The organism is Streptomyces sp. NPDC000594, from assembly GCF_040299965.1.
Classification (GTDB): Bacteria; Actinomycetota; Actinomycetes; order Streptomycetales; family Streptomycetaceae; genus Streptomyces.
Map to the genome: position 1 here is coordinate 1 of NZ_JBEPCY010000005.1, position 16069 is coordinate 16069.

Consider the following 16069-nt stretch of genomic DNA (forward strand, 5'->3'; position numbering starts at 1 on the left):
GATTTAGCCGTGGGGCTGGTGTGCGTGTACGGCCGCCGCGCGGGCGGGATGGCGCCGGCCCCGGGGCGGCCGGCGCCGTCCGGCCGCCGCGAGAAGGGCGGCGGCCGGACGGCGCACGGACGGTGAGGGGTTCGCTTTCATACGGCGGTGCCGACCGGGGTCGGTCAGACCATCCCGGCTTCCTTGAGCAGCTCCAGGGTCTTCTGGAGCGACTCCAGCTTGCCGAGGTCGATCTTGGGGGCGTCGAGGGAGTCGAGTGCGGGCAGCCCCTTGACGGTGCTGGTGACACCGGCCGCGAGCGGGTACTCCTTGGTGCCCTCGGCGAAGTAGGTCTGCGCCTCGTCGGAGAGGAGGTAGTCGACGGCCTTCTCGGCCGCGGCCTGCTGCCCGCCGTCCTTGAGGACCCCCACGCCCGCGGCGTTGATCAGCGCGCCGGAGTCGCCGCCCGGAAGGAAGTGGATCTTCGCGTTGACCTTGTCGGCGCCCAGCTCGGCGACCTTCTCGTACCAGTAGTAGTGGTTGATCAGGCCGAGGGCGACCTCGCCCGTGTCGACGGCGTCGAGGACGGCGCCGTTCTTGGCGTAGGTCTTGGCGCCGTTGGCCTTGAGGCCCTTGAGCCACTTCAGGGTGGCCTCGTCGCCTTCCAGGACGCGCATACCGGTGACGAACGCCTGGAAGGACGCGTTGGTGGGGGCGTAGCCGACCTTGCCCTTCCACTGGGGCTTCGTCAGGTCATGGACGCTGTCCGGGGCCTTCTCGGTCTTGTCGGGGTTGTACGCGATCACACGGGAGCGGCCGGAGACGCCGACCCAGTCGCCCTCCGCGCCGCGGTAGGCGGCGTCGACCTTGTTCAGGGACTTCTCGGGGAGCCCGGCCAGCATCCCGGCCTGGGAGAGGGCGCCGAGGGCGCCGGCGTCCTGGGAGAAGAAGAGACCGGCCTTGGTCCGGTCGCCCTCCTCCAGGATCTGGGCGGCGAGTTCGGCGCTGTCCCCGTAGCGCACCTGGACCTCGGTCCCGGTCGCCTTCTCCAGCTTCTCGATGATCGGGGAGATCAGTTCCTCGTTCCGGCCGGAGTAGATGACCAGCTCGTCGCCGGATCCCCGCTGGGCGGATTCGCCCTTCTTCGCCGTGTCCTTGTCGCTCTTGTCGTCCGAGCCGCCGCAGGCGGCGAGCACGGGAAGGAGCAGCGCGGACAGGGCGAGAGCGGCCGTGCCGCGGGGAGAGAGCGGGCGACGCATGAGGGCCTCCAGTGCAGCCCATGGGGAGACCGTGGCGGTCCTGCCGGGCGTGGGAACGAGTACGAAGCCCCATAGATACGGTGAGGTTTACCTAACTGTCAATTTTCAGCCATTGATTGCTGAAAATTGACTCACTCTCGTTGCGTATCAGTGATAAACGACCTCGTGCGACCATCCTTCGCCGCCCGCGTCACGGCCCACCGCACCTCCGGCGCCCGGCCCGCCGGGAAGAGCGGAAAGGCGGTACCGGATTTCTCCGATACCGCCTACGACCTGCGAAAACACTGTCCGGAACGACTGCCCGGCCCCGACCGCGCCGCGCGGGGGAACGCTCCCCCGCGGGATCCGATCAGACGATCGGCGAGACCGCGGTGCACGCGCCGAGACCCACCAGGCCCTTGGCGTTCTGCTCCGCGATGGCCTTGCCCTGGTAGACGATCTTGCAGGTGAGCTTGGCGCCGGTGATGTCCGCGGCGATCGGCGTCACCTGCGGCGGGATGATGCCGCGCAGCTTGACCGTCTTCTTCCACGGCAGGGCGGGGTTCTTCACCGTCGTGGTCTTGGGCGTGCTCGCGGTGCCGCCACCGGAGACGTACTCGATGGTGTCGATGTTCTCGCCGGTCACCTCATAGGTGACCTCGTACTCCTGGTTGACCGTCTTGTCGACCGCGTCGATCGCTTCCTTCTCCAGGTCGTCCTTGGCCTTCTCGACGTCCTTCTGCACGTCGTCCTTGGCCTTCTCGACATCCTGCTCGACGGACTTCTTGGTGTCGTCCACGGCCTTCTCGGCCTCGGCGCAGGCGGAGAGCCCGAAGAGCAGGCCCGCGGCGGTGACGGCCACGGCGGTGGAACGGATGGAACGGCGCATGTGCGACCCCCGAGTCTTGGAACGGTAACCGCACATAACAGTAAAGACCTGTTAAAAGTCAAACCGTTTCGGGGTGGCGCCACCCGGGTGCGGCGAGGTCCCGCGGACAGGTCGGAAGCGCGCGTTCCGCGCTCCGGAAAACCGCTGTGCCCAGGGACGTTGGCCACCCCGGGGGAACCGGTTCACCGGGACGGCGCACCCCCGGATGCGCCCCCCGGCACCCGGTGCGACGCTGCCTCCGTGACCACCAGCGCCGCCCCGGCCACGAGCGCGCCCCCGGTGCTCGGCCGGCGCGAGCGGAACATCGTCTTCGTCACCGTCCTGCTGGGCGTGCTCCTCGCCGCCCTCGACCAGACCATCGTGGGCACCGCACTGCCGACGATCGTGGCCGAACTCGGCGGCGGCGACCACATGTCCTGGGTCGTCACCTCCTATCTGCTGGCCGAGACCGTCGCCACCGTCCTCGCCGGCAAGCTCGGCGACCTCTTCGGGCGCAAGGCGGTCTTCCAGATCTCGGCGATCGTCTTCATCACCGGCTCCTTCTTCTGCGGCCTCGCCTCCAGCATGACCCTCCTCATCCTCTGGCGCGGGGTCCAGGGCATCGGCGCGGGCGGGCTCATGGTCACCTCCATGGCGCTGATCGCCGATGTCATCCCCCTGCGGGAGCGGGGCAAGTACCAGGGCGCGATCGGCGCCGTCTTCGGCGTCGCCACCGTTGTCGGCCCCCTGCTCGGCGGGCTCTTCACCGACCATCTGACCTGGCGCTGGGCGTTCTATGTCAATGTCCCCATCGCCATCGCGGTCGTCGTGGCCGCCGCCCGCACCATCCCCGTGGTGCGCTCCGCCGTCCGCCCCGTCGTCGACTACCTCGGCATCTGCCTGGTCACGATCGGCGCGAGCGCCCTCATCCTGGCCACCAGCTGGGGCGGCACCGAATACCCCTGGGGCTCCGGTGTCGTCGTCGGGCTCTTCGCGGGCGGCCTGGTGGCACTCGCCCTCTTCTGCTGGGCCGAGACCCGGGCCGCGGAGCCGATGCTGCCCATGCGGCTCTTCCGCGAACCGGTCTTCGCCGTCTGCTCGGTCCTCAGCTTCATCGTCGGCTTCGCCATGCTCGGCGCGCTGATCTTCCTCCCCACCTTCCTCCAGTACGTCGACGGCGACTCCGCCACCGTCTCCGGGGTACGGACCCTGCCGCTCGTCATCGGACTGCTCATCGCCTCCGTCGTCAGCGGCTCCGCCGTCAGCCGCACCGGCCGCTACCGGGCCTTCCCCATCGTCGGCACCCTGCTGATGGCCGCCGGGCTGTATCTGCTCTCCCTCATGGGACGCGACACCGGGGTCTGGCTCTCCTCGCTCTACATGTTCGTCCTCGGCACCGGCATCGGCCTGGCCATGCAGGTGCTCACCATCGCCGTCCAGAACACCGTCGACTACGCGGACCTGGGCTCCGCCACCTCCGGGGTGACCTTCTTCCGCACCCTGGGCAGCTCCTTCGGCGCCGCCGTCTTCGGCACCCTCTACAGCAACGCGCTGCGCCCGGAACTGAGCGACGGGATCGCGGCGGCCGCCCGTACCGGAACGGTCGACCCGGCGACCGCCGCCACCGCGGCCACCAGCCCCGACGGGGTGAAAGGGCTGCCACCCGAGGCCGCCGCCCCCATCGTCCACGCCTATCAGGAAGCCCTCCAGACGGTGTTCCTGTGGACGGTGCCCGTGGCGCTCCTCGGCTTCCTGGTCGCCCTGCTGCTGAAGGAGGTGCCGCTGCGGGACAGCGCCCGGCTGGCCTCGCCCGACCTCGGCGAGGGCTTCGCCCAGCCCACCGAGGGCGACTCCCAGCGGCTCCTTGAGCGGGCCGTCGCCGATGTGCTGCGCACGGCGGGCCCGGAGACCGCGGGCCGGATCACGGCCGCCTCCGGCACCCGGCTCGACCCCGCCGGGGCCTGGGCCGTGATGCAGGTCGCCCAGTTCGACCGGCTCGTCGGCCATGCCACCGCCCGGCTGATCGCCACCCGCCACGGCATGCCGCCCGAGGTCCTCGCCCCCGTCCTCGACCGCATGGTCCAGGAGGGGTATCTCACCCGCGACGGCTCCTATCTCGGCCACACCCCGGCCGGCGCCCGCGAGGTCGACACCATCACCGCCGCCTGGGCCCGCTGGCTCGGCGACCGCGTCGGCCAGGACGGCGACCGGCCCCCGGACAACGCGCTGCGCGCCGCCGTCGACACCCTGGCCCGGCGGCTGCTCGCCGAGGACCTCTCCGCCCCGGGCCCGCCCCGCGCCGCCGCCCGGTCCGCCGCCCGGTCCGCCCCCGACAGGAGCACCCCCTGATGACACCCCCGGCCACCCCCTCCGGTGCGAGCGGTACGAATGGTGCGAGTGGTACGAGCGGCACGGACGGTACGAGCGGCACGGACGGTACGGTCGGCTGGCTCGGCACCGGGCGCATGGGGACCGCCATGGCGGACCGCCTCCTCGGCGCGGGCACCCGCCTCCTGGTCTGGAACCGCACCCCCGAGCGGACCCGCCCCCTGGTGGAGCGCGGGGCGACCGCCGTGGCGACCCTCCCGGAACTCGCCCGCGCCGAGGTCGTCCTGGTGACCGTCCCCGACGACGGGACCCTGCGGACCGTGGTCACCGGCCCGGACGGACTGCTGAGCGGCGGGCGCCCCCCGGCCGTGGTCGTGGACTGCTCCACCGTCTCGCCCGCCGCCTCCGCCGAGGTGCGCACCGCCGTGACCGGCGCCGGGGCCGCCTTCCTCGCGGCCCCGGTCAGCGGCAACCCCCAGGCGGTCGCCGCGGGCCGGGCCTCCTTCCTGGTCTCCGGACCACGGACCGCCTTCGACCGGGTACGGCCCCTCCTCGGCACCATCGCCCCGGTGGTCACCCTGCTGGGCGGGGCCGAGGAGAGCCGGGTGGCCAAGCTGGCCCACAATCTGATGCTGGGCGTTGTCACCCAGGCCCTGGTCGAGGCGATGGCCTTGGCCGAGAAGGGCGGGGTGCCGCGCGCCGCCTTCGCCGGGGTCCTCGACGGCTCGGTCCTCGCCTCCCCCTTCACCTCGGCCAAGGCCCGCGCCCTGGCCGAGGGCGACTACACGCCCACCTTCACCACGGAACTCCTCCGCAAGGACTTCGACCTCGCCCTCGCCGCCGCCCGCCGGCTCGGCGTCCCCCTGCTGGCGGGCGCCCTGGTCCACCAGCTCCTCCAGACCGCGATCGGCCATGGCTACGGCGCGGCGGACTTCGCCGCGCTGTACGAGGTGGAGGCGCACGCCGCCGGACTGGGCGAGAACGGCGACGGCTGACCGGCCGGGCCCGAAGCGGAAGGCCCCTCGGAGGCGGGACCCCGGCGCCCCGGGAGGCGTGCGGACCCATCACGTTCGCCCATCGAACGGTATGGGGAAGGTAAAGGAATTGAACGGAGTCCTCCGACCCACCGTTCTCTCCGGGTATGACCCGTGATCTCTTCACTGTGGCGGCGACCTTCACCGCCGACCCCCTGCTGCCCCTGCTGCGGGACGCGCTGGAGCACATCGAGGCCCCGCACCGTGTCGAGTCCGCGCCCTACGGCCAGCTGGTCGAGCAACTGCTCTCCCCCTCCAGCCACTTCGCCCGCAACACCTCCGGGATCAACGCCGGGCTGGTCCGGATCGCCGACTGGGCGGGCTCGGCGGAGCGGGTGGACGCCTTCATGGCGGCGGTACGGGAGTTCGCCGCCGCCCAGGGGAGGCCGACCGTGCTGGTGCTCTGCCCCGATCCGCCGCCCCCGCCGGGCCCGGGGGAGCCGGCCGCCGGGGCCGCGCGCCTGCTCGCCGGGGTGCGGGAGGTCCCCGGCATCGCCCCGGTCGACGCCGCCGACTGGTTCGACGCCTACGGCTGCCGGGACATCCATGACCCCGGGGCCGCCTCCATCGCCCATATCCCGTACACCGAGGAGGCGTTCGCCGTCCTCGCGCTGGGGCTCGCCCGGGTGGTCCGCTCCACCCTCGTCCGCCCCCGCAAGGTGATCGTCGCCGACTGCGACGAGACCCTGTGGGGCGGGGCCTGCGGCGACCGCCCGCCCCGGGAGCTGGAGCTGGGCGGCGACTTCGCCCGGGTACGGGACTTCCTGCGGCTCCGCCACGACGAGGGCTTCGTCCTCGCGCTGGCCAGCCGCAACGACCCGGAGAGCGTGGCGAGGGTCTTCGCGGAGCGCACCGGCGAGCTGGGGCTGACCCGGGAGCACTTCGCCGCCGCCCGGGTCAACTGGAAACCCAAGTCCCAGAACATCCGCTCCCTCGCCGAGGAACTGGGCCTCGGCACCGACTCCTTCGTCCTGGTGGACGACGACCCCTATGTGTGCGCCGAGGTCGCCGAGGCCCTGCCCGAGGTGGCCGTCGTCCAGGTGGGCCCCGGCACCGACCCGCCGGCCCTGCTGCGCCACTGCTGGGAGCTGGACCGCTTCTTCTCCACCGCCGAGGACCGCACCCGCAACGCCGGCTACCGGGCCGAGGCGCTGCGCCGGGAGGCGGCGGCCGGGGCCCCCGACACCGCCCGTCTCAATGAGCGGCTCGGCACCGTCGTCACGGTCGCCCGCGCGGTCCCCGGCGACCTCCCCCGTATCACCCAACTGCTCGCCAGAACCAATCAGTTCACCTCCGCCACGGTCTCCGCCACCGGCCTCCCGGCGCTGCTGGAACGGCCCGGCGCCACCGCCTGGACCGCCCGGCTGCGGGACCGGTTCGGCGACTACGGCACCATCGCGGCGGCCGTCGCCACCCCCGCCGGGGGCACCGTCCGGCTGGACTGCTTCGCGATGAGCTGCCGCGCCCTCGAACGCGGCGTGGCCGAGGCCCTGTTCGCCGCCGTCGCCGATGACGCGGACGCCCGCGAGCTGCGGGTGGGCGTCCGGCGTACCGGCCGCAACGGCCCCGCGCTGGACTTCCTCCGCCGCCATGGCGCCGAGGCACCCACCGTCCGTGCCCCGCACGGCTCCGACCCACACCGCTCCGACCCACACAGCTCCGCCCCGCACGGCTCAGCACCGCACCGCTCCGGCGTCACCGGCGACACCGGTGACCCGGACCCGGGTGACGACCCCCTGGCCGACCTGGCCTTCGTCGTCCCCGTGGCACGGCTCGTCCCGTCCCCCACCGAAGGAACCACGGCCTGATGCCCGACCGTCCCTCCCCTCTCACCCCCCAGTCCCTGATCCGCCGCACCCGCGCCCGGACCCGGACCACCGCCCGTGGCGCGGGCCGCGTCCGGGAGTTCCTGCGCCGCCAGAACGGGGTGATCGCCGCCGAGGCGGCCCCCGCGCCCGGGGGCGACCGGATATCCGCCACCGTGTGGGTCGAGGACACCCCGTACGGCCTGCCCCGCCGGGCCCTCCCGGACGGCACCCCGCTCTATGAACTCAACGGCTACGAGACCGACTATCTGTACGAGGAGATCTTCCGGGAACGGGTCTACGCCCCCGCCGGGCTGCGGCTGCCGCCCCGGCCCGTGATCTTCGACGTCGGCGCCAATATCGGTGTCTGCTCGCTCTTCCTGACCCGGAACCACCCGGAGGCGACCGTCTACGCCTTCGAGCCGTCGCCGGACGCCTTCACCGCGCTGGCCGCCAATGTCGCCGCGCTCCAACTGCCCGTGGTGGCACTGCCCTGGGCGATGGGCGGTACCGGCGGCTCGGCGACGATGACCGTCTACCCGGGCGCCACCGTCTACTCCGGTCTCCACGCCGACGACGCCGGTGACCACGCCGCGATCAGCGCCGCCATCGACACCGCCGTCTCCACCGACACGGCCGTCCCCACCGGGACCGCCGTCTCCGCCGGGAGCGGCGCAGCCGCCCAGGTCGCCGGGGAACTGGCCGGCGACCGGATGCGGGGCGCCCGTACCGCGCGGGTCACGGTGATCGGGCTCGGCGAGGCCCTGGACCGCATCGGCGGCGCCGATGTCGATCTGCTGAAACTGGACGCGGAGGGGGCGGAGGCGGACATCCTGGGCTCACTGGACCCCACCCGGTGGCCGCGCATCCGGAACATCGTCATGGAGGTCCACCGCGAGGCCGATGTCGCCGGACTGGTCGCGCTGCTCACCGGAGCCGGGTACCACTGCGCGGTGGAGACCGTCTCCGCGCTGCGCGGCACCGGCTACCACAATGTCCTCGCCGTACGGCGGGATGCCGGGACCACCGGGACCGGGACGGCCGCCGCCCCGGCTCCGTCCCTGGAGTCCGTCCCCCCGCCCGGCCCCCTGGAGCGGCTGCGGCAGGCCCTCGACGGCTTCCTCGGCGACGACGACCCGCCGGTCGAGCTGGAGGTGCGGCGGGGTGCCCCGGCCGGGGCACCCGCGCCCGCCCGCCACCGGGCGCCCGCCGCCGACCCCGAGGCGCTCGCCGCCGTCCTGGCCGCCTGTGCCGAGATCCTCGGCGAACCGATCGCCGCCGGGGACGACTTCTTCGTCGCGGGCGGCACCTCCCTGACCGCCGTACGGCTGCTCGCCCGGGTCCGCGAACGGCTCGGCGGGGAGCTGGGCCTCGCGGACCTCATGGAGGACCCGACCCCCGAGGGCCTGGCCGCCCGGATCGCCCCGGCCTCCCGGCCCGGCGCCTGACCGCGCCCGCCCGGCACCACCCCGTACCCGCCCGGCACCCCGTACCGCACCGACATCCCGTACCCCGCGGTGCGCCCCGTACCGCAACCGCACCGCACCGGACCGCGGGAACCGCACCGGCCACCGGAACCAGGAAGGACCACCCACGTCATGATCCACAACAGCCCCGACGAGTACCGCGCAGGTCTGGAGCCACTGCCGGAGAAGTACGCCAAGGTCTTCTCGGGCGAGGCCCGGCTCACCGATCTCTTCCCCTCCGATGAGGCGCACACCTCCAGTGTGCTGCTGGTCCGCTTCGAGGCGGGCTCCCGCAACCACTGGCACTGGCACACCGGCGGCCAGCTGCTCTACATCACCGAGGGCGAGGGCTATGTCCAGGTGCGCGGCGAGGAGCCCACCGTCGTCCGGGCCGGTGACATCGTCGCCTGCCCGCCCGGTGAACAGCACTGGCACGGCGCCACCGAGAGCAGTGCCATGACCCATCTCGCCGTCACCCTCGGCGACATCATCTGGCTGGAGCCGTCCGGCGGATGACCCCGCCCAGGACGCCGGCCAGCTCCGGCAGACACTCCTCCAGCAGGAAGTGGCCGCCGTCCAGCTCCTCCTGCCGGTACGCGCCGCCGGTCAGCCGGGACCAGCCGGACACCGCCCCGGGCGGTGCCTCGGCGTCCCGCGCCCCGGCGACCGCGGTGACCGGGGACGCCAGCGGGGGACCGGGCTCGGGGTCCCACAGCTCGGTCGCCCGCAGATCGGCCCGGAGCACCGGCAGCGCCAGCGCCCTGATCCCGGGGTCGTCGAAGGGCGCGGCGCTCGCCCCCAGCCGGACCATCCCGGCCACCAACTCCTCGTCGGACCGCAGATGCCAGGGCTCCCCGGCCCCGCGCACCCCCGGCGGACGGGAGCCGGAGACCACCAGATGGGCCGGGCGCACCGTACGGGCCACCGCGTACGCCAGCAGCGCGCCCATGCTGTGCCCGTACAGCACCAGGGGCCCCTCCTCGGCCGCCAGCGCCCCGGCGAGCGGGCCCGCGAGAGCGTCCAGCGACCGGGCAGGCGCCTCCCGGATCCGGCGGCCCCGCCCCGGGAGCTGCGCGGCCAGCACCCGGAGACCGGGCCACGGCCCCTGGTCCGCGAGGGCCCGGGCCAGCGGCAGGAACGCGGTCGGCGCGGCCCCGGCGTACGGGCAGCACACCAGGGTGACCCGGCCCGCACCGGGCACGCCGGACCCACTCTCGACCAGGGACATCAGCCAGGAACCAGCGGAAGCAGCCACCCGGCCGACCCTAGTGGCCCGCTTCTCCGGCGGGCCCCGCTTGCCCTTCTCTTGCCCGTCTCTTGACGTGCGGTCGGCCACCCCGGCCGCCCCCCACCGGTCGGCCACCCCGGCCGCACCCCCACCGTATGGAGGTACCCCTCATGCCGGAGACCCCTGTCATGCCGGAGACCGCCGTCGCCTTCATCGGCCTCGGCACCATGGGCCGCCCGATGGCCGAGCGGCTGCTCGCCGCCGGATACCGGCTCACCGTCCATGACCGGCTGCCGGAGGCGGTGAAGGACCTGGTCGCCGCCGGGGCCGCGCCCGCCGCCTCGGCCCGGGAGGCCGCCACGGGCGCCGAGGTGGCGATCACCATGCTGCCCAACGGCCCCCATGTGCGCGAGGCGCTCACCGGGCCCGACGGAGCCCTCGCCGCCCTGCGGCCGGGGAGCGTACTGATCGATATGAGCACCATCGACCCGCCGACCGCCCAGGAGCTGGCCCGGACCGCCTCGGACCAGGGGGTACGGATGCTCGACGCGCCCGTCAGCGGCTCCAGCGCCGGAGCGGCGGACGGCACGCTCACCGTCATGGTCGGCGGTGACGCGGGGACCCTCGCCGAGGTCCGGCCGCTCCTGGACGAGCTGGGCGGGAGGATCGTGCACTGCGGCGGGAACGGCGCCGGGGTCTCGGTCAAGCTCGCCAACCAGATCATCGCCGGCACCTCGATGGTGGCGGTCGCCGAGAGCTACGCCCTGGCGCGGCGGCTCGGTGTCGACCCCCGGCTCCTCTTCGACGTGGTCTCGGCCAGCTCCGGCGACTGCTGGTCGCTGCGGACCCGCCCGCCGGTGCCGGGCGTCCTGCCGTCCAGCCCCGCCGAGCACGACTTCCGGCCCGGCTTCAAGGGTGCCCTGATGTGCAAGGACCTCGATCTGGCGCTGGCCACCGCCGCCGCCCACGCGGTGGATCTCCCGGTGACCCTCCGGGCCCGTGAGCTGTATGCCCGGATGAGCGAGGAGGGGCTGGGCGAAAGGGACTTCTCCGCGGTCTTCACCCTGCTCGCCACGGAGGACTGACCGGGCCTCTCCCCGGCCCGGCGGAGGCGGGTCATCATGTGCTGTGTGAAACAGGTCATATGACGGAACGTCAATGATGTGCCGGGGCTCTAGTGGGTCGAGTGACGGAACTTCACCGCAGCGACCGGAGCGAAGTATGGGGAATCGCCCTGTGCCCCGGCGTGGTGGAGCCGACCGTCCGAGTCCGCTCCGGCACGCGTGTGTGCCGCGGTGACACCACCACCACTCCGCCCGGCCGTCGGCGCTGTCCGCCGGTCCGGGCCCGATCCCGGGAGGCGACGACGGTGAGGTACTCCGAGCCCGGTGCCGTACCACCCCCGTGCTCCACCCCACCGCCTCCGCCGGCGGGGGCGCCCCGCGCCTGCGGACCGGCGGGCGACCGGCCCGTACCGCAGACCGGCCGACCCGTACCGCACGGCAGCCGGCCCGTACCGTCCGGCGGCCGGCGCACCCGGGGCGCGAGAACGGACGGGGCACGATGACCCTCCGTACCGTACGCGGCCCCGCCGACGAGATCGTGATCGTCGGCGCCGGGCTCGCCGGACTCTCCGCCGCCCTCCATCTGGCCGGTGCGGGCCGCTCGGTCACCCTGCTGGAACAGGCCGACCACCCCGGCGGCAAGGCCGGCCGGTTCGTCCGCGACGGCTTCTCCTTCGACGACGGCCCCACCGTACTGACCATGCCCGACCTCATCGGCCAGGCCTTCGCCGCCGTCGGCGAGAACCTCGCCGACCATCTGGAACTGCTCCCGCTCGACCCCGTCTACCGCGCCCGCTACCACGACGGCACCTCCCTCGCCGTCCACCGGGACCCGGCCGCCACCGCCGAGGAGATCGCCACCGTCTGCGGCGCCCGCGAGGCCGCCGGCTACCACCGGCTCACCGCCTTCCTGCGACAGCTGTACACGGCCGAGTTCGCGCCCTTCATCGACCGCGCCGTCGACGGCCCCGCCGATCTCGCGCTGCCCGCCCTGGCCCGGCTCGCCGCCCTCGGCGCCTTCCGCTCCATGGAGGGCAAGATCCGTCAGTATCTGCGCGACCCGCGGACCGTACGGCTCTTCTCCTTCCAGTCGCTGTACGCGGGGGTCGCCCCGCACCGGGCCCGCGCCCTGTACGCCGTCATCTCGTACATGGACACCCTCGGCGGGGTCCACTTCCCCCGGGGCGGTATGCAGGCGATCCCCCGGGCCCTGGCCACCGTGGCCGAGCGGCACGGGGTACGGATCCGCTGCGGCACCGCCGTCGAACGGATCGAGACCACCCTCGGCGGACGCGCCCGCGCCGTGATCACCCGGGACGGGGAGCGGATACCCGCCGACGCGGTGGTGGTCACCGCCGACCCGGCGCTCGCCCTCCCCGAACTCCTGGGCCGCAACCCCCTGCACATCCGCAGGCTGCGGCACTCCCCCTCCTGTCTGCTGCTCCTCGCCGGGGCCCCGGCCCCCGCCGGGCAGACCCCCGACGCCCACCACACCATCCACTTCGCCCGCTCCTGGCGCCGGGGCTTCGACGAGATCATCCGGGACGGGGTGCCGATGAGCGACCCCTCGTTCCTGGTCAGCGTGGGCAGCTTCACCGATCCCGCGCTGGCGCCCGACGGCTGCCACGGCTACTACGTCCTCGTCCCCACCCCCAATCTGGCCACCGGGCCCCGGGACTGGGACCGCGAACGCCACCGGCACCTCGACCGGATCAGCGCCACCCTCGACGCCCACGGCTACCACGCCCTCGCCACGGACCGCCGGACCGAGCTGTTCCTCACCCCGGCGGACTGGCGGCGGCGGGGCTGTCCGGCGGGCAGCCCCTTCAGCGCCGCCCACACCTTCAGCCAGACCGGCCCCTTCCGCACCCCCGGACTCCTCGGCGAGAACATCGTCCTCGCGGGCGCCGGCACCCATCCCGGAGTGGGCGTCCCGATGGCCCTGATCAGCGGCCGGATCGCGGCCGAACGGATCATCGGAGCCCGCCCCGGCACCACCCGGCGGGGGGTCCGGTGAACGCCGCCGACCGGCGGATCCTGGACGCCGCCGGGATCACCGACCCGCGCCTGCGCGCCGCCTACGCCCGGTGCCGGCGGCTCCACGCCCGCCACGGCCGCACCTACTATCTGGCGAGCCAACTGCTGCCGCCGTGGAAACGCCCCTATGTGCACGCGCTGTACGGGTTCGCGCGCCGGGCCGACGAGATCGTGGACAACGGCCACCCCGCCACCCGCGCCGAGGAGTTCCGCGCCTGGTCCGACCGGGCGCTGACCCAGCTCGCCGGCGCCGCCCCGGCCGAGGACCCCGTCACCCTCGCCCTGCGGCACACCATGGACCGCTGGGAGCTGCCGCTCGGCCAGGTCGAGGCGTTCCTCGGCTCCATGGCCGCCGATCTGACCGTCACCGACTACCCCACCTACGAGGATCTGCGCCGCTATATGTACGGCTCGGCCGCCGTCATCGGACTCCAGATGACCGCCGTCCTGGAGCCGTTGTGCGACGAGGCCCTGCCGCGCGCCCGCGCCCTGGGGGAGGCCTTCCAGCTCACCAACTTCATCCGGGACATCGCGGAGGACCTGGAACGGGGCCGGGTCTATCTGCCGGCCGAGGACCTGGAGCGCTTCGGCGTCACCCGCGCCGACCTGGCCCGTACCCCCACCGGTGGGCGGGTGCGGGAGCTGCTGCGCTTCCAGATCGACCGCAACCGTCAGCTGTACGCCTACGCCGTCGGAGGCATCCGCATGCTCCATCCCACCAGCCGGCCCTGTATCGAGACCGCCTACCGGCTCTACAGCGGGATCCTCGAAGCGGTCGAGGAGGCCGACCACGACATCCTCGGCCGCCGGGTCTCGGTCGCCCCCGTGACCCGGCTGCGGGTCGCCCTGCCCGCGTACGCCCGTGCCCGCGCCCTCTGGCGGACTGCATGACCTACCTCCAGTTCCTCGGCGTCTTCGTGGTCCCGCCGCTGGCCGCCGTCTGGCTGCTGACCCTGCGGGTCCGGCGCGCGCCCGGTGCCGATCCGGCTCTCTGGCGCACCGGCACCGTCGTCCTGGCCGTGCTCTGCGCGGTGGCCTGGGTGTGGACCACGCCCTGGGACAGCTGGCTCATCGGGCAGGGCACCTGGTCGTACGCGCCGGGCCGGGTCATCGTGCGCTTCTTCGGCATTCCCGCCGAGGAGTATCTCTTCATGGCCCTCCAGACCCTGCTGATCGGTCTGTGGAGCCTGCTCCTTCTGGCCCGTGCCACCCCGTCCGCGCCGGGCGGCGCCCGCCACCGGATCCTGCCCGCGGCCGGCTGGACCGCCGCCGCCTGTGTCGGCGCGGTCCTCGCGCTGAGCAGCCCGCACGGCACCTACCTCGGCTCCATGCTGGTGTGGTTCGGGCCCCTGCTGGCGGTGCAGAGCGCGGTCGGCGGCGATCTCCTGCGGGCCCGGCGGTCGGCGCGCCTGGGGGTGCTGGTGCCGGCCCTGGTCTGGCTGTGGGTCTCCGACCGGATCGCGCTCTCCCTGGACATCTGGCACATCAGCGAGGAGCTGACCTATGGCGTGCCGCTGCTGGGACTGCCGCTGGAGGAGGCGGTGTTCTTTGTGATCACCTGTCTGCTGGTGGCCAATGGGCTGACGCTGGCGGTCGATCCGGCGGCCCAGGAGCGGCTCCGCTCGCTGCGGCGCCGGGAGGGCTCCCCGGTATGAGCGAGTATCTCCGCGGCCGGTGGACCCCGGTGCGTGAGGAGCGCACCGTCGAGTGGCCGGAGGTGACCGGCCGGCTGCCACCCGAGCTGGACGGCACCTTCGTCCAGATCGGGCCCAACCCCATCGCCCCGCCCAGGATCCTGCCGTATCTCTTCCTCATCGCCGACGGGATGGTGCACGGCGTCCGGATCCGCGACGGGCGGGCCGAGTGGTACCGCAACCGCTGGATCCGCCGGGCGAGCGTGAGCAGACGGCTGGGGGAACCCCGGGTGCCCCGGACGCCCGGGGGGAAGATGCTCCACGACAACCCCAACACCAAGGTGATCCGGCTCGCCGGGATGAATCTGGCGCTCGCGGAGGCGGGCTGTCTGCCCGCGCTCCTCTCCGACGAGCTGTCCACCCTCGGCTACACCGATCTGGGCGGTGTCTCCCCCGGCTTCTCCGCCCACCCCAGCCGGGACCCGGCCACCGGGGAGCTGCACGCCGTGGCCTACACCCCGGGGAAGAGCGCCGTACGGTATCTGGTGGTCGGCGCCGAGGGCGGGCTCCTCCGCAGCGAGACCATCGAGATGCCGGGATACACCCCGGTGATGCACTCCCTCGCCCTGACCGAACGCCATGTGGTCCTGCTGGATCTGCCCGTACGGGTGGCTCCGTCCCGGCTGCTGCTGGGCCGGATGCCGGTCCGCTGGGACGCCCGCGCCCCCGGCAGGATCGGTGTGCTGCCGAAGCACGGCGGCGCGCGGGAGGTGCGCTGGTTCGAGGTGCCCCCGTGCTACGTCTACCACACCGTCAACGCCGTCGAGGAGGACGGGCGGATCGTCCTGGACGCCATCCGCTACCCCAGCTCCTTCGCGGTCGACCGGATACTGGGGGTGGACGGCGAGCCGTTGCTGTGGCGGTGGACCCTGGACCTGGCGACGGGCACGGTGCGCGAGGAGCAACTGGACGACCGGATCGTGGAGTTCCCGCAGATCGACGAGCGGTACACCGGCCGCCCGTACCGCTACAGCCATGTGATGGAGGCCGCGCGCGGCACCGGACTGCCGCAGTTCGGCGAGCGGACCCGGCTGAGCCGGCGGGACCACCGGACGGGGGCCACCGAGTCCCATGCGTTCGCCGACGGCGGCCTGCCCACCGAGGGGGTGTTCGTGCCGCGCTCCCCGGACGCCCCCGAGGGCGACGGCTGGATCCTCGCCTTCGTCCTCTCCCCGGAGACCGGGCTGAGCCGGATCACGGTCCTGGACAGCCAGGACTTCTCCGGGGAGCCGGTCGCGGAGATCAAACTGCCGGTACGGGTGCCCCACGGCTTCCACAGCAGCTGGCTGCCCGCGGACTGATCCCCCGGTCGCCGGGGCGGGCCGCGG

General features: G+C 73.5%; 13 protein-coding genes. 10 read left to right on the forward strand and 3 right to left on the reverse strand.

All coding sequences use genetic code 11. The features are described 5' to 3' along the window. Positions 1-164: 164 nt before the first annotated feature. Both ABT354_RS09395 and ABT354_RS09400 read right to left on the reverse strand, forming a co-directional pair. Positions 165-1238 carry an iron ABC transporter substrate-binding protein gene (locus ABT354_RS09395; RefSeq protein ID WP_351491176.1) on the reverse strand — a complete coding sequence of 358 codons (1074 nt, stop codon included), beginning with the start codon at positions 1236-1238 and terminating at the stop codon, positions 165-167. A gap of 349 nt (positions 1239-1587) precedes the next feature. After that, positions 1588-2106, reverse strand: coding sequence for an MmpS family transport accessory protein (locus tag ABT354_RS09400; RefSeq protein WP_351491178.1), 519 nt, complete (start codon positions 2104-2106; stop codon positions 1588-1590). 87 nt (positions 2107-2193) lie between these two features. Between ABT354_RS09400 and ABT354_RS09405 the strand changes: the two genes are divergently transcribed. From ABT354_RS09405 to ABT354_RS09425, 5 genes are all read left to right on the forward strand, one after another. Then, a complete protein-coding gene (locus tag ABT354_RS09405) occupies positions 2194-4434 on the forward strand; it encodes an MDR family MFS transporter (protein ID WP_502983374.1) in 2241 nt (746 codons plus the stop codon). Next, positions 4434-5408: an NAD(P)-dependent oxidoreductase gene (locus ABT354_RS09410; RefSeq protein ID WP_351491183.1), complete on the forward strand. Its 975-nt coding sequence runs from the start codon at positions 4434-4436 to the stop codon at positions 5406-5408. The genes ABT354_RS09405 and ABT354_RS09410 overlap by 1 nt, the downstream gene beginning before the upstream one ends. Positions 5409-5554: 146 nt before the next feature. Continuing rightward, positions 5555-7255, forward strand: a complete 1701-nt coding sequence (locus tag ABT354_RS09415; RefSeq protein WP_351491185.1) for an HAD-IIIC family phosphatase — start codon at positions 5555-5557, stop codon at positions 7253-7255. Continuing rightward, positions 7255-8700: an FkbM family methyltransferase gene (locus tag ABT354_RS09420; protein WP_351491187.1), complete on the forward strand. Its 1446-nt coding sequence runs from the start codon at positions 7255-7257 to the stop codon at positions 8698-8700. Before ABT354_RS09415 ends, ABT354_RS09420 begins: the two co-directional genes overlap by 1 nt. 150 nt (positions 8701-8850) lie before the next feature. After that, complete coding sequence (locus tag ABT354_RS09425; RefSeq protein WP_351491189.1) at positions 8851-9234, forward strand: cupin domain-containing protein; 384 nt, start codon at positions 8851-8853, stop codon at positions 9232-9234. On the opposite strand, the gene ABT354_RS09430 is transcribed toward ABT354_RS09425, so the two are convergent. After that, entirely contained in the window at positions 9206-9973 is a 768-nt protein-coding gene (locus ABT354_RS09430; protein WP_351491191.1) for a thioesterase II family protein, read from the reverse strand. The two genes, ABT354_RS09425 and ABT354_RS09430, sit on opposite strands and share 29 nt — an antisense overlap. Before the next feature lie 143 nt (positions 9974-10116). Here ABT354_RS09430 and mmsB point away from each other — a divergent pair, with 143 nt between their 5' ends. The 5 genes from mmsB to ABT354_RS09455 all read left to right on the forward strand — a co-directional run bounded on the left by mmsB (position 10117) and on the right by ABT354_RS09455 (position 16042). Then, positions 10117-11031, forward strand: coding sequence for a 3-hydroxyisobutyrate dehydrogenase (gene mmsB / locus ABT354_RS09435; RefSeq protein WP_351491194.1), 915 nt, complete (start codon positions 10117-10119; stop codon positions 11029-11031). A gap of 478 nt (positions 11032-11509) precedes the next feature. Further along, positions 11510-13027 (forward strand): phytoene desaturase family protein, encoded by a 1518-nt coding sequence (locus ABT354_RS09440; protein ID WP_351491196.1) that lies wholly within the window; start codon positions 11510-11512, stop codon positions 13025-13027. After that, positions 13024-13938: a phytoene/squalene synthase family protein gene (locus ABT354_RS09445; protein ID WP_351491199.1), complete on the forward strand. Its 915-nt coding sequence runs from the start codon at positions 13024-13026 to the stop codon at positions 13936-13938. The genes ABT354_RS09440 and ABT354_RS09445 overlap by 4 nt, the downstream gene beginning before the upstream one ends. Further along, on the forward strand, positions 13935-14702 hold the full coding sequence (locus tag ABT354_RS09450; protein ID WP_351491201.1) for a lycopene cyclase domain-containing protein: 768 nt from the start codon (positions 13935-13937) through the stop codon (positions 14700-14702). The genes ABT354_RS09445 and ABT354_RS09450 overlap by 4 nt, the downstream gene beginning before the upstream one ends. Beyond that, complete coding sequence (locus tag ABT354_RS09455; protein ID WP_351491203.1) at positions 14699-16042, forward strand: carotenoid oxygenase family protein; 1344 nt, start codon at positions 14699-14701, stop codon at positions 16040-16042. Before ABT354_RS09450 ends, ABT354_RS09455 begins: the two co-directional genes overlap by 4 nt. Positions 16043-16069 lie beyond the last annotated feature (27 nt).